Origin of the sequence: Mesorhizobium sp. CA4, from assembly GCF_020165075.1 — a bacterium.
Taxonomy (GTDB): domain Bacteria; phylum Pseudomonadota; class Alphaproteobacteria; order Rhizobiales; family Rhizobiaceae; genus Mesorhizobium.
This window is the reverse complement of sequence record NZ_JAIUHK010000005.1, coordinates 104,963-117,503: the sequence shown is the minus strand read 5'-3', so window position 1 is coordinate 117,503 and position 12,541 is coordinate 104,963. Positions and strand designations below refer to the sequence as shown.

Annotated in this window: 11 protein-coding genes; 10 read left to right on the top strand and 1 reads right to left on the bottom strand. The window is 63.9% G+C overall.

The window, feature by feature from the left end; genetic code table 11:
• Nucleotides 1-147: 147 nt before the first annotated feature.
• The 7 genes from LB528_RS06075 (at nt 148) to LB528_RS06045 (ending at nt 7,824) form a co-directional block, all read left to right on the top strand.
• Nucleotides 148-2,127: a pseudouridine synthase gene (locus LB528_RS06075; protein ID WP_224714191.1), complete on the top strand. Its 1,980-nt coding sequence runs from the start codon at nt 148-150 to the stop codon at nt 2,125-2,127.
• On the top strand, nt 2,108-2,662 hold the full coding sequence (gene rsmD, locus LB528_RS06070) for a 16S rRNA (guanine(966)-N(2))-methyltransferase RsmD (RefSeq protein ID WP_224714190.1): 555 nt from the start codon (nt 2,108-2,110) through the stop codon (nt 2,660-2,662). The genes LB528_RS06075 and rsmD overlap by 20 nt, the downstream gene beginning before the upstream one ends.
• A gap of 128 nt (nt 2,663-2,790) precedes the next feature.
• A complete protein-coding gene (locus LB528_RS06065; RefSeq protein ID WP_224714189.1) occupies nt 2,791-4,149 on the top strand; it encodes a M16 family metallopeptidase in 1,359 nt (452 codons plus the stop codon).
• On the top strand, nt 4,149-5,546 hold the full coding sequence (locus tag LB528_RS06060; RefSeq protein ID WP_411962104.1) for a M16 family metallopeptidase: 1,398 nt from the start codon (nt 4,149-4,151) through the stop codon (nt 5,544-5,546). Before LB528_RS06065 ends, LB528_RS06060 begins: the two co-directional genes overlap by 1 nt.
• Nucleotides 5,543-6,406 carry a patatin-like phospholipase family protein gene (locus LB528_RS06055; protein ID WP_224714187.1) on the top strand — a complete coding sequence of 288 codons (864 nt, stop codon included), beginning with the start codon at nt 5,543-5,545 and terminating at the stop codon, nt 6,404-6,406. Before LB528_RS06060 ends, LB528_RS06055 begins: the two co-directional genes overlap by 4 nt.
• Nucleotides 6,407-6,526: 120 nt before the next feature.
• Entirely contained in the window at nt 6,527-6,958 is a 432-nt protein-coding gene (locus tag LB528_RS06050; protein WP_224714186.1) for a hypothetical protein, read from the top strand.
• The gene (locus LB528_RS06045; RefSeq protein WP_224714185.1) at nt 6,958-7,824 is read left to right on the top strand and encodes an alpha/beta hydrolase; all 867 of its coding nucleotides are present in this window, start codon (nt 6,958-6,960) and stop codon (nt 7,822-7,824) included. The genes LB528_RS06050 and LB528_RS06045 overlap by 1 nt, the downstream gene beginning before the upstream one ends.
• Nucleotides 7,825-7,961: 137 nt before the next feature.
• Here the strand turns inward: LB528_RS06045 and LB528_RS06040 are convergent, their stop codons facing one another.
• On the bottom strand, nt 7,962-9,431 hold the full coding sequence (locus LB528_RS06040) for a cytochrome P450 (RefSeq protein ID WP_224714184.1): 1,470 nt from the start codon (nt 9,429-9,431) through the stop codon (nt 7,962-7,964).
• On the opposite strand from LB528_RS06040, the gene LB528_RS06035 reads away from it, so the two are divergent.
• From LB528_RS06035 to LB528_RS06025, 3 genes are all read left to right on the top strand, one after another.
• Nucleotides 9,417-10,271 (top strand): Lpg1974 family pore-forming outer membrane protein, encoded by an 855-nt coding sequence (locus tag LB528_RS06035; RefSeq protein WP_224714183.1) that lies wholly within the window; start codon nt 9,417-9,419, stop codon nt 10,269-10,271. The genes LB528_RS06040 and LB528_RS06035 overlap by 15 nt on opposite strands.
• An 18-nt stretch (nt 10,272-10,289) precedes the next feature.
• Nucleotides 10,290-11,147, top strand: coding sequence for an alpha/beta fold hydrolase (locus LB528_RS06030; protein WP_224714182.1), 858 nt, complete (start codon nt 10,290-10,292; stop codon nt 11,145-11,147).
• A gap of 282 nt (nt 11,148-11,429) precedes the next feature.
• Nucleotides 11,430-12,479: a LacI family DNA-binding transcriptional regulator gene (locus LB528_RS06025; protein ID WP_224714181.1), complete on the top strand. Its 1,050-nt coding sequence runs from the start codon at nt 11,430-11,432 to the stop codon at nt 12,477-12,479.
• The last annotated feature ends 62 nt before the right edge of the window (nt 12,480-12,541 follow it).

Genomic DNA, 12,541 nt, shown 5'->3' with positions numbered 1-12,541 from the left:
GAGTGATCCTGTTATCTAGCGCGAGACCCTGAAAACCGGAATCGGTTTTTGCCGCGCGGCTGGATGCGCAAACTCAAGAATGACACTGCCTGCGTTGGGCGTCCGCAAGGGCGCGCGGCGTCGTAGCAGGCGAAGACGAGCAAAATAATGAACGACGACAGGAAATCTCCACGCGGGCCGCGCAAAGCCGGCTCGAAACCGGCGGGCCAGCGAGGCCGCGACGGCAAGCCGGGCTTCGGTCCCAAGAAACCGTTCGTGAAGCGCGAGCGGCCTATGGCCGCCGAAGGCGAGCGCCGCGATGCCGACAACCAACGCCGCGATGTCGACGGCGGACGCCGCGACGTCAAGCGCAGCTATAAGCCACGCGAAGCGGGCGAGGGCGCTGGGCGCGGCGAAAGGCCTTTCCGCCAAGGCCCGCGCCCGGAAGGCAAGCCGTTCGAGAAACGCGAGGGCCGCAAGCCATACGCATCGCGCGGCGACCGGCCGGCGGCTGCCGACGGCGAGCGCCCAGCCCGGGATTTCAAGCGCAGCCACAAGCCGCGTGAAATGGGTGAAGGCGGGGAGCGTGGCGACAGGCCGTTCCGCAAAGGTCCGCCGCGCGACGGCAAGCCCTTCGAGAAGAGCCGCAAGCCTTACACACCGCGTGGCGAGCGGCCGATGGCCGCCGACGGCGAGCGGGGAGAAAGACGTTTTGACCGTCCCAAGCGCGAATTCGGCGATCGCCCGCCGCGCGACGGCACCGCAAGGAATCCGGAAGGCGGCTTCAAGCCGCGGCCGCGTCCCTCGGAAGCGGCGCCGGAGAGCGGCGAGCGCATCGCCAAGCGGCTGGCGCGCGCCGGCATCGCCTCGCGCCGCGACGCCGAGGAATTGATCGCGGCCGGGCGCGTCAAGGTCAACGGCAAGGTGCTGGACTCGCCGGCCTTCAATGTCGGCGCCAACGACGTCATCCATCTCGACGGCACCGAGATCCCGCCGATCGAGCGCACGCGCCTCTTCCTGTTCCACAAGCCGGCGGGCGTCGTCACCACCAACCGCGATCCGGAAGGCCGCAAGACCGTCTTCGACGTGCTGCCGTCCGACCTGCCGCGGCTGATGACGATCGGCCGGCTCGACATCAACACCGAGGGCCTTTTGCTGCTCACCAATGACGGCGGGCTGTCGCGCGTGCTCGAATTGCCGGCCACCGGCTGGCTGCGGCGCTATCGCGTGCGCGTCCACGGCAAGGTCGAGGAGAGCGCGCTCGTCGGCCTGCGCGAAGGCATCGCCGTCGACGGCGTCTTCTACGGCTCAATCGAAGCCTCGCTCGACCGCGAGCAGGGCACCAATGCCTGGCTGACCATTGGGCTCCGCGAAGGCAAGAACCGCGAGGTGAAGAACATCCTCGGCGCGCTCGGCCTCGATGTGACGCGGCTGATCCGCATCTCCTACGGGCCGTTCCAGCTCGAGGATCTTCCCGAGGGCCATGTGCTCGAGATCAAGGGCCGCGTGCTGCGCGAACAGCTCGGCGAACGGCTGATCGAGGAATCCGGTGCCAATTTCGATGCCGAGATCCAAAAGCCGTTTTCCAACAAGCCGGTGCGCGGCGGCGGGCCTCGCCGTGAAGAGACCGACCGGCCGAAATTCACGCGCGACGGCGACCGCCGGCCGATTGGCGAGGGCGGGCTGATCAAGGCGCGCAAGCGCCGCGAAGGCAGCCGCGACGAGGCGCTGAGCAAGCTCTCGACAAAGCCAAACAGGGCATTTGGGCCGGACAGGGCGTTCGGCGAGCGCGGCCCGAAATCCGACCGCGGCGGTTTCGGCGACAAGCCGCGTGGCGGCTTCGGCGACAAGCCGCGGTTTGGGGGCAAGAAATCCGAGCGCGAGCAGCGGCCCATCGAGCCGCCGGGCCAGCGCAAGGCCAATGTCTGGATGGCGCCGGGCGCCAGGCCGATCGGCAAGGGCAGGGCAGAAGCCGATGCCGCCAAGGCCGCCGAGGCCAAGGCGCGCAAGGCGTCGTTCAAACCGGGCGGCAAGGGTAAGCCAGGCGCAAAGCCGTTCGGCAAGCCCCGCGGCGAGCGCCCTGCAGGCGACGGCGGCGACAGGCCGCGCGGTCCGAAGAGGGGCGGCGATGCGGATCGTCGGCGGTGAGTTTCGCGGGCGTCCGCTGGCGACGCCGAAAAGCAATGCCATCCGCCCGACCACCGACCGCACCCGCGAGGCGGTTTTCAACGTCCTGGCGCATCGCTACGCGGAAAGGCTCGAGGCTGGCCGCGTGCTCGATCTCTTCGCCGGCACCGGCGCGCTCGGGCTCGAGGCGCTGTCGCGCGGCGCCTCCTATTGTGTCTTTATCGAGGAATCGACGGAAGGGCGAGGCCTGATTCGCGAAAACGTCGAGGCCTATGGGCTCACCGGTCGCACCAAGATTTTTCGTCGCGACGCCGCTCATTTGGGTGAGGCTGGCACGCTCTCGCCCTTTGGGCTGGTCTTTGCCGATCCGCCCTATGGCAAAGGGCTCGGCGAGCGCGCGCTGCGCTCGGCCAAGGCCGGCGGCTGGCTTCTGCCTGGCGCGCTCTGCGTCGTCGAGGAGGCGGCATCGGCGCCATTCGAACCGGGCGCCGGTTTTTCGGTGATGGATGAGCGCAATTACGGCGAAACGGTTATCCGGTTTATCGTCGTTGGCTGACCTGACGCTTCCTCTTCTTCCGCGGGGGAAGAAGGAAATGGCGCAAGCGCCTCGAAAATGCCGAACAATTCACTTTGCCTCGCCGGCGAACCTTGCCTATCGTCGCGCAACCGGAACCGGAGACCTTGATGACAGCAACGGGCACTGGGCTGCGTGCGGCGCTTCTCGCCGGCACGCTGGCGCTCGCCGCGGTTCCGGCCCGCGCGGCCGATGACGGCGCGGTCAAGGATTTCCTGCTCGACAACGGCATGGAAGTGGTCGTCATTCCGGACCACCGCGCCCCGATCGTCACGCACATGGTCTGGTACAAGATCGGCAGCGCCGACGAGCCGCCCGGCAAATCCGGCATCGCGCATTTCTTCGAGCACTTGATGTTCAAGGCCACGACCAATCACGCCGCCGGTGAGTTCGACCGTGCCGTCGCCGAGATCGGCGGCTCAAACAATGCCTTCACCTCCTATGATTACACCGCCTTCCACGAGACGGTGCCGCCTTCCACGCTCGAAGAGATGATGGGCTTCGAGGCCGATCGCATGCGCAACCTCATCCTGACTGACGATGTCATCAAGACCGAACGCGACGTGATCCTGGAGGAGCGCCGCTCGCGCATCGACGGCAATCCGCAGGCGGTGCTCGACGAGGAGGTCGATGCGACGCTCTGGCAGAACCAGCCGTACCGCATTCCGGTCATTGGCTGGATGCAGGAGATGGAGCAGTTGAACCGTCCGGACGCGAAAGCCTTCTACGACGCCTACTATCGGCCGAACAACGCCGTGCTGGTGGTGGTGGGCGATGTCGATCCCGACGCGGTGAAAGCGATGGCCGAAAGGACCTATGGGAAGGTCGCCCGCGGCCCGGACCTGCGGCCGCGCATCCGTCCCGTCGAGCCTGAGCAGAACACGAAGCGCACGGTGACGCTCACCGACGCGCGCGTCTCGGTGCCGAGCTTTTCGACGCAGTGGGTGGTGCCATCCTATCATACGGCCAAGCCCGGCGAAGCCGAGGCGCTCGACCTGCTTGCCGAGATCCTCGGCGGCGACAACCGCAGCAGGTTGTACCAGCAGCTCGTCGTCAAGCAGGGTATCGCTTCCGAGGCCGGCGCCTACTTCCAGGGCACCATGCTCGACGCCACCAACTTCACCGTCTATGGCGCACCGCGCGGCGACGCCAAGCTTGTCGATATCGAGGCGGCGGTCGATGCCGAGATCGCCCGCATCGCCAAGGACGGCGTGAGCGACGATGAGCTGGAGCGGGCCAAGACCCGCTATGTGCGCTCCATGATCTTTGCGCGCGACAAGCAGGAGGACATGGCCAACATGTACGGCTCGACGCTTGCCACGGGCGGCAATGTCAAGGACGTCCAGGAATGGCCGGACCGCATCCGCAAGGTAACCGCCGCTGAGGTCAAGGCGGTCGCCGCCCGCTATCTGGTGCTCGATCGCTCCACCAGCGGCTATCTCTTGCCGCAGCAGCAGGCGGGGAATTGATGATGAGCATGGTTCTTGACCGCACGATCGCTTCTCCTTTCCCAGGGAGAGAGGAAGGCAAGCTCTACCGCGCCGTCGCCACCCTTTGCTTTGCCCTGTTCTTCCTGCTTTTGCCGGTGCTTGCCGCGCGCGCCGAGATGAACATCCAGGAGGTGAAGTCGAAGAAGGGCGTCACCGCCTGGCTGGTGGAAGACCATTCGATCCCGCTGATTGCGATACGTTTCGTCTTCGACGGCGGCACGGCGCAGGACCCTGCCGGCAAGGAAGGCCTGGTCAACCTGATGACCGGGCTGTTCGATGAGGGCGCCGGCGGCCTCGACAGCGAGGCCTTCCAGGTGAAGCTCGACGATGCCGGCGCCGAGATGAGTTTTCAGGCCGCCCGCGATGGCACCTATGGCTCGATGCGCATGTCGTCCGACCATAAGGACGAGGCGTTTGGCCTGCTGAAGCTGGCGGTGAACAGCCCGCGCTTCGATCAGGCCCCGATCGACCGCATCCGCGCCCAGATACTGTCCGGCATCCTCGCCAATGAGCGGGATCCCAACACGATCGGCCAGCAGCGCTGGCTGCGCGCGATCTATGGCCAGCATCCCTATGCCCGGCCGGACGAGGGCGACAAGGACAGCCTCGCCACCATCACTGCCGATGACCTCAGGGCTTTCCACAAAGCGAATTTCGCCCGTGGCGGCCTGCATGTGGCGGTGGTGGGCGATATCGACGCCGCGACGTTGAGCGGCAGGCTTGACGAGGTGTTCGGCGACCTGCCGGACAGGCAGACGCTGGCGCCGGTTGCCGACGTCGACCCCAAGCTCGGCCAGCAGCTCGAAGTGAATTACGACTTGCCGCAGACGTCCCTGCAGCTTGCCTGGCCGGGCGTGAAGCGCAGCGATCCCGATTTCTACGCCGCCGTGCTGATGAACGAGATTCTCGGCGGCTCGACATTCACCTCGCGGCTTTACGAACAGGTGCGCGAGAAGCGCGGCCTTGCCTATAGCGTCAGCTCCGATCTCGTCGATCACGAGCATTCCAACGCGCTGCTGGTGACGACGGCAACGCGTTCGGACCGCGCGGCCGAAACGCTTGTCATCGTGCGCCAGGTGGTGAAGGACATGGCCGAGAACGGTCCGACCGAGGAGGAACTAGCGGCGACCAAGAAATACATGGTCGGCGCCTACGCCATCAACAATCTGGATTCCTCCAGCTCCATCGCCACGACGCTGGTGGAGCTGCAGATCGATCATCTCGGCATCGATTACATCAAGCGGCGCGCGGCTCTCATCAATGCGGTGACGCTGGCCGACGTCAAGGCGGCGGCGAAGAAGCTCCTGTCGTCCGACCCCGCGGTGATGGTCATCGGGCCGCCGCTGGTTCAGGTGGCGGGAGGCCGCAAGGGATGAGCCCAACCTTCGGGGTGGCCTTCGGCGGCGGTGGCGCGCGCGGTCTTGCGCATATCCATATCATCGAGGCCCTCGACGAGCTTGGCATCAGGCCGGCGGCGATTGCCGGCTCGTCGATCGGCGCCATCATGGGTGCCGGCATGGCGTCTGGCATGAAGGGTGCCGAGATTCACGATTACGCCCGGTTGATCCTCGGCAGCCGGGCCGAAGTGGCGGCGCGCATGTGGCGCTCGCGGCCGGGCACGATCGCCGAGGCCATGCAGGGCGGCATCCGCGTCAGCCAGTTCAACATCGAGCGCATCCTGAAGGCTTTCCTGCCCGAGGCGATCCCGCAGACATTCGAGGCGTTGAAAATCCCGCTCAAGGTGACGGCGACCGATTATTTCGGCCACAGCCTTGCGGTGTTTACCGAAGGCGACCTGCATTCGGCGCTTGCCGCTTCGGCGGCCATCCCGGCGGTCTTCCGTCCGGTGACGCGCGAGGGCCGCGTGCTGATCGATGGCGGCATCTACAACCCCGTGCCTTTCGATCTCATCGAGAAGGACGCCGACATCATCATCGCCGTCGACGTCGTCGGCGCGCCGAGCGAGGCCGAGCGCAGGCATCCGACCACCGTCGACCTGATGTATGGCGCCACGCAACTGATGATGCAGTCGATCATCGCCAACAAGCTCAGGCAGCACCCGCCGGACATTCTGATCCGGCCGAATGTCTCGAAATACCGCGTGCTCGAATTCCTCAAGATCGAGGCGCTGATGGCCGAGACGGCGGAGATCAAGGACGAGCTGAAGCGCGCCGTCGAGAAGGCCGTGGAAGCGCATGACGGCAGGCGGGGCGAGAAGGCGGTGACGACGTTCTAGGCCCGTGCATCGCGGTACCCCATGGCTCCCGTGACTTTTGGGGAAGCTCCTTTTTGCCCACTAGCCCGGAGCCGGCCACACATCATATTGTCGCGACCCATTGGAAACGCCCGAATCCGCATGAGCAAACTCCTGTTTACCCGAGTTCCTTTCAACCCGGTCTCTCTCGGGCTCGTCTGCAATTTCATTGCGCACTATCCGCCCTTTGACGGCTACGAGTTTGGACAGATGGTGAAGTCCTTGCGCTACCAGATCGAGCAGCAGACGCATCTTATCGGTTCCATCGACGATGCGATCGTCGCTTACGTCGGCTGGATCGTGACCAACCGCGAAATTGCCGAAACGTGGGTTGCAAACAGGGGGCCGCTCAATCCCGATCCCGGCGGCACCGCCATTGCCGCGACCATTATGGCCACGCGCTCGTCCTCGCACATCCTGCCGCTTATCAAGGAGGCGAAACTGCTCAACCTCGATAAGTCGGTCTACTGGAAGCGCGATTTCATCGATGCCCGTGGTGCAATGAAACGCGCCGTCCGCAAGCGGGACGCCTGATGGACAAGGCCAGTCACGCCAAGGTGTTGACGCAGGAAATCCTCATCCGTCTTGGCGATCGTTATGCCTCGATGTTTGTGCGCATCTGGCAGCCGACCGGACAATCGCGCGGCACCGTGTTCTGCCTGCACGGCTTTGCCGGCAATGGCTCCGATTTCGATTATCTCGCGGCGTTCCTTTGCCGCAACGGCTATCTGGTGATCTGCCCCGACCTGCTCGGACGGGGGCGCAGCGCCTATCTCGGCTCCGGCTACGATATTGATCTCTATTCCAGGTGCCTGCGCGCGCTCGGTCAGTTTTCCGGCAAGGAGAACCATTTCGTCGGCACGTCATGGGGCGGGCTGATCCTCGTTCTGTTCCTCTATGCGAACCGCAGCCGCGTCGACAGGATTGTCCTCAACGATGTTCCCCTGGTTGGCGGACCGAAGGTCGATGCTTTGCGAAACGAGGCCATCCGCGAAGCAGCGCTTTTATTCCGGACGCGCGCCCAGGCAGGGCAATATCTGCGTGCGGCAAATCCGGGTATGGGGCGGGTGGAGACGCGGGTCCTCGACCGGTTCATCGAGAGCAGAATTGCCGCGGGGGCTGGCGGGTTTCGTTTGGCCTACGATCCGGCCACGACCGGGAATTTCGAGGCCATGACCGGCCGCAAATATGACCTGTTCCCAATGGTCGCCAAGCTCGAGGCCCACATCATGCTCATGTACGACCGCGAGAGCGGGTTCATCGACAGGCAAGCCTTCGAACAATCACGCCGCGCCCGACCCGATCTTTGTATCGTCGACAACATCGATGCCGGCAACCCGCCGTCGTTGATGACGCCCGATCAGGCTTTCCTCATCCTCGGCTTTCTATCCGCCATATGAGCAGTCCGTCACGGCGGGATCGCACTTTTATAAAAATGCATGCTCCCAGCCGATCTCGATCCCAACGAGGCGGCCGGGAGATTGATATAGCGGCTTTCGCACTTGGTTAGGTATCGGTCGAAACAGGCAAGCGCCCGTTAGCGTCTTGATACCGTGACCGACATGCCGCTCGCCGGGCGCAGCGCCAGCGCATAGTCGAAGCGGATAACGTCGTCGGCACGGGTAAAGGCGAACTGGCGCACGACCGCGCGAACCGCCTGTTCCACCTCGAGTCGGCCCAGGCGTGCGCCTCCGCACATACGCGGTCCGGTCAGGAAGGGGATGAAGGCGCGGCGGTCGAAACTGTTGTTGATGAACTCCTTGCGGCTGGCATCGAAAGTCCTCGGATTTTCCCAGAAGGCGGGATGTTGGTGAACGCCGACGATCGACAGCATGATAAGCTGTCCGGCCCTCAGTGCGGTGCCATCGATGACCGTATCGGTGCCCACCTCGCGGGTCAGGAACGGGATCGGCGGAAAATAGCGCATCGTCTCGTTGATGAAGCAGTCCGTGAACGGTGTTTCTTCTTCGTCCCCGGCGATCTCCTGATGCACGCGCTCCTGGGCCTTTTGGTTCGCGCCGAGCCGGTCGATCACCCATAGCGCCGTCGTCACGGTGGTCTCGACGCCGGCAAAGAGGTTCATCACAAACTCTTCGATTGGCGAAAAACCGTCAATTCCGCCAGCCTTCTCCGAGAAGCGGGCCATTTCGGCCACCGTGCGTGGGTCTGCCGTAAGCTGCGAGCCGAAATCGGCGATGATCGCGCGGGCATCCTGAATGGCGCTGTTGCGCTCGGCATCGGTGGGCGTGACCCAGGAATAATATTGCAGGCGCCGCAGCACCTCGCGCGTGCGGTCAAGCAGCGTGGCCGTCGGCCCCGCCTGCGCGACAAGGCCGAACGCCTGGTAGAAAATCGTCATGGCACCAGCGAAAAGCGCCTGCTGGATGCCGGCGAGCGAGGTCTCGCAGCCGGCAAGACAGTTACCGAAGACTTCAGCCACGCCTTGCTCATGGGCGGGCTTCGCCGCCGCGAGGTAGCGGTCCTGGGTGATCGCGCGCCTGGTAGCCCATTCCTCGTCGTTGGTGTTGAAGCGGCTGAAGCCGAGCGCCGAGATCAGAGAGAAATTCTTGCGAAAAAGGGCGGGAGTCTTGGCGATCCTGTCCACGGCCTCCGGATGGTCGAAGACGACGAGATTGCCGATTTCCTTAGCGCGGGTTGCTCGTCCATCATCCTGCCCGCTCCGCGCGAATAGGTTGTAGACGAGATTGTTGAGCATGCCTTCAATTTGCGCTGGATCGCTCACCTTACCTCCATGTCTGAACGCCCGACCACCTTGGTATTCGTTCAGCCAACGATGTCCCTTATTGTTGCAAAAATGCGACAGCGGCGCCGCAAAGTCGTTGGCATCCCGCAGCGGCAATATGCGTTTATAAACTTGTCTGCAATAACGACCCCGGCTGGAATCTGGGTGGGGACTTAAATGCATTCGCAGGGCAAGGGTAAATTTTTGGCTACGGTGGCGGCGTCGGCTGCCTCCGTAACGGCAATAGGCGTGGGCACGGCTCAAGCCACCGAGGAGCAGCCTTCGGATCAGGCGGTCATCGATTCGCGCGTCAAGCTCGCATTTGAAGGCGCGTACTTTTGGAACAATGTCCACAACGACGACAAGCTCAGCAGCGATAAGCTGGGCAACAGCAACGGCGATATCTCCGGATCGGTGGCGCTGACCAAGCAGATTTCTCCGGACCTTGATTGGCGACTTGCCGGCGCCTTCCATCTCGGCAAGGACCGGTCGGTCCTTCTCGGCGAGGGACCTGTGACCAGTCCTTCAAACGGCATGGTGAGCGTTAATTTCGGCGACGGTTACAGCTTCCAGGCTTTCGATTTCGACATCGGCAAGCACGTCAAGGCGCAACAGGCCGACGTCCGTTTCTTCGGCGGCTTGCGACTGGTGCATTCCGACGAAACATTAGGCGACTTTTCAGAGAAGTTCACTCCTACCAATCCCGCCGACAAGGGTATCGCCGCTGACAAGATCGGTACGGCCGAGTACTGGGGCATCGGTCCGCGCGTTGGTGCGGAAGCTTACTATCCCGTTGGCGAAAACTGGGGCCTGACGGGTTCAGCTTCAGGCGCCGTCATGTGGGGCCGCCGCACCGAGCGTCTCGGTTTCAATATCTCCTCCACAAACCCTGACGAACACTTTTCCGAAACGGTGGCCAGTCAGGGCTCGAACGAGACGGTCTCGAATCTCGACGCATCGCTCGGCCTGAGCTGGACGCCGATAACGAACACTACCTTCACCGCTGGTTACAAGGTCGAAGCGTGGCACAATCTGCTTGTGAACGCAGACCACAAGAATCAGGTGTTCCAAGGTCCGTTCCTGCGCCTCGAAGTCAAAATGTGATCGCGGCGGCCGGTCAGGGTGACTTCGAAGACACGTTTCGAGTCTAGGTTCGCATCGAACAGAAACGTCAAACTGCACTACGTCGCGGCGGGCTCCGGCCCGCCACTTCTTTTCCTGCATGGCTTTCCCGACTATAGCCTGGGTTGGCGCTGGCAGATCGAGGCTCTGTGCGGCAGTTTCAGGGTGCTGGCACCGGATTTGCGCGGGTTCGGGCGAAGCGACGCGCCGCGGGGGCATGCCCAATACACGCTGCTGCCGCATCTGGTCGAGGACGTGCTTTCAGTGCTCGTGGCCGAACAACTGTCCCAGGCCTCGATCGTCGGTCACGACTGGGGTGGTACCATTGCTTGGTGGCTGGCTATGCGGGTGCCGCAGGTGATTCGCCATCTGGTCGTCCTTTCCACCCCTCATCCGCGCAACTACCTGCGCGCTATCGCCGATCCGACCAATGCCCGGTTTTTCGCCTATATGCGCCTTTTCCAGGAGGCAGGAGCATCGGCCATGCCGGCGCCGGAGAAGCTTGCTGAATGGGTCGACGATGAAGTCGACAGGCAGGCGCTTGCAGAGTCGCTCCGGCTTTCCGATCCGGAGGCGATGCTGGGTTACTACAGAGCCAACATTCCGCTCGGCAGGGTGCCAGATATCGGCCAATTGCCCCTGGTCAAGGCGCCGACTTTGGTCATGTTCGGCGCCCACGATCCCTATGTTCCGACCAACGCCTATGACGGCACCTTCCGCGAAGTCGATAACGTCACGTCGCTTATAGCCATCCCTGGCGCGGGGCATTTCATCCACCACCAAGCCGCCGGTTTGGTAAGCCGCGAGATAGAGGCGTGGGTGTCGCGGCCGCCGTCCAGCTTTCGCTCTTTGGGGTAGGGCCGTCCGGTTGGAAGGCGCGCGCTAGCTACCGCAGGTGCGTCGCCGTTTGCCCATTCCGTTCAAAGTGGTTGATCTGCGACGTTCCGAAGCCCGTCCGATTGATGCCCTTCGCGGGCCCGATTGTCACAAAAAAATTCTTGCCTTCATGCTCATCTTCGCCCTACTCTCTGCTTGAGAAAACCTTTTCCCACATTATTGCTTTCGACATCCGCCCCCGGTTCGAATGCTGCAGGCCTTTGTGAGCAAAGGTTTTCTCAACTGGGAGGTCCTGCGCCGAAGATGGTTTCTGACGCCGAATCAGCGTCTGTCTTTGCCAAGCCGCCGGTCACCCTGCGTGAGGTCGCTGCCGCCGCCGGCGTCAGCGTGGCGACGGCATCCAAGGCGCTGAACGGGCAGGGGCGCATGACGGCGGAGACGCGCGAGCGCATCCGCGAGACGGCGCGGCTGCTCGGCTTCCGGCCGAACAGCCTGGCGCAGAGCCTGTTGCGCAAGCGCTCCTTCACCGTCGGCCTGCTCACCAACGATACCTATGGCCGCTTCTCGCTGCCGCTGATGGCCGGCGTTTCGGATGCGCTGGTCGACAAGGGCGTGTCGGTGTTCCTGTGCAATGTCGAGGACGATCAGCGGCTCGGCCAGATGCATGTCGAGGCCATGCTCGACAAGCGCGTCGACGGCATCGTCGCCACCGGAAAACGCATAGACCGCCATCTGCCGGTCGATCTCTCCAATCTGCGCATTCCGGTCGTCTACGCCTTCACCCAGCCGGATCCCGGCGCGGTCGGCCTGGTCTCCGACGACGCCGGCGGCGCGCGGCTGGCGGTCGAGCATTTTTTGCGGCTCGGGCGCCGGCGCATCGCCCATGTCAGCGGCCCGGCGAGCTTCGCCGTGGTGCATGCGCGGGCAGGGGCCTACCGCGACGTCCTGAGGGAGAATGGCTTGGTCGCAGCCGAGCCGCTGCTCGGCGCCTGGTCCGAAGCCTGGGGCCACGATGCGGTGGCAAAACTGTTCGACAAGGCGGGCAGGGAAGGATGGCCGGACGCCGTCTTCTGCGGCAACGACCAGATCGCCCGCGGCGTCATTGACGCGCTGCGCGAACGCGGCATTAGCGTGCCCGAGGATGTCGGCGTCATCGGCTTCGATAATTGGGAGATCGTGGCCGAGGCGACGCGCCCGCCGCTGACCTCGATCGACATGAACCTGGCAAGCCTCGGCCGCGACGCCGGGCTCGCCCTGCTTTCGCTCGTCGACGGCCGGCCGGCCGCGCCGGGCATCAGGAAACTGCCGTGCCGGCTGGTGGTGCGTCAGTCATGCGGCAGTCCGCCGCCATGAAGCAACAAGGCTACGCGCCCGGATCCGCTGGGCGGCGTGGCCAAAACAGGGAGGAGAACCAT

Excerpts from the sequence above, each read along its gene's own strand:
- LB528_RS06075 (WP_224714191.1), top strand. The coding sequence starts at position 148 with ATGAACGACGACAGGAAATCTCCACGCGGGCCGCGCAAAGCCGGCTCG.
- rsmD (WP_224714190.1), top strand. The coding sequence starts at position 2,108 with ATGCGGATCGTCGGCGGTGAGTTTCGCGGGCGTCCGCTGGCGACGCCG.
- LB528_RS06065 (WP_224714189.1), top strand. The coding sequence starts at position 2,791 with ATGACAGCAACGGGCACTGGGCTGCGTGCGGCGCTTCTCGCCGGCACG.
- LB528_RS06060 (WP_411962104.1), top strand. The coding sequence starts at position 4,149 with ATGATGAGCATGGTTCTTGACCGCACGATCGCTTCTCCTTTCCCAGGG.
- LB528_RS06055 (WP_224714187.1), top strand. The coding sequence starts at position 5,543 with ATGAGCCCAACCTTCGGGGTGGCCTTCGGCGGCGGTGGCGCGCGCGGT.
- LB528_RS06050 (WP_224714186.1), top strand. The coding sequence starts at position 6,527 with ATGAGCAAACTCCTGTTTACCCGAGTTCCTTTCAACCCGGTCTCTCTC.
- LB528_RS06045 (WP_224714185.1), top strand. The coding sequence starts at position 6,958 with ATGGACAAGGCCAGTCACGCCAAGGTGTTGACGCAGGAAATCCTCATC.
- LB528_RS06025 (WP_224714181.1), top strand. The coding sequence starts at position 11,430 with ATGGTTTCTGACGCCGAATCAGCGTCTGTCTTTGCCAAGCCGCCGGTC.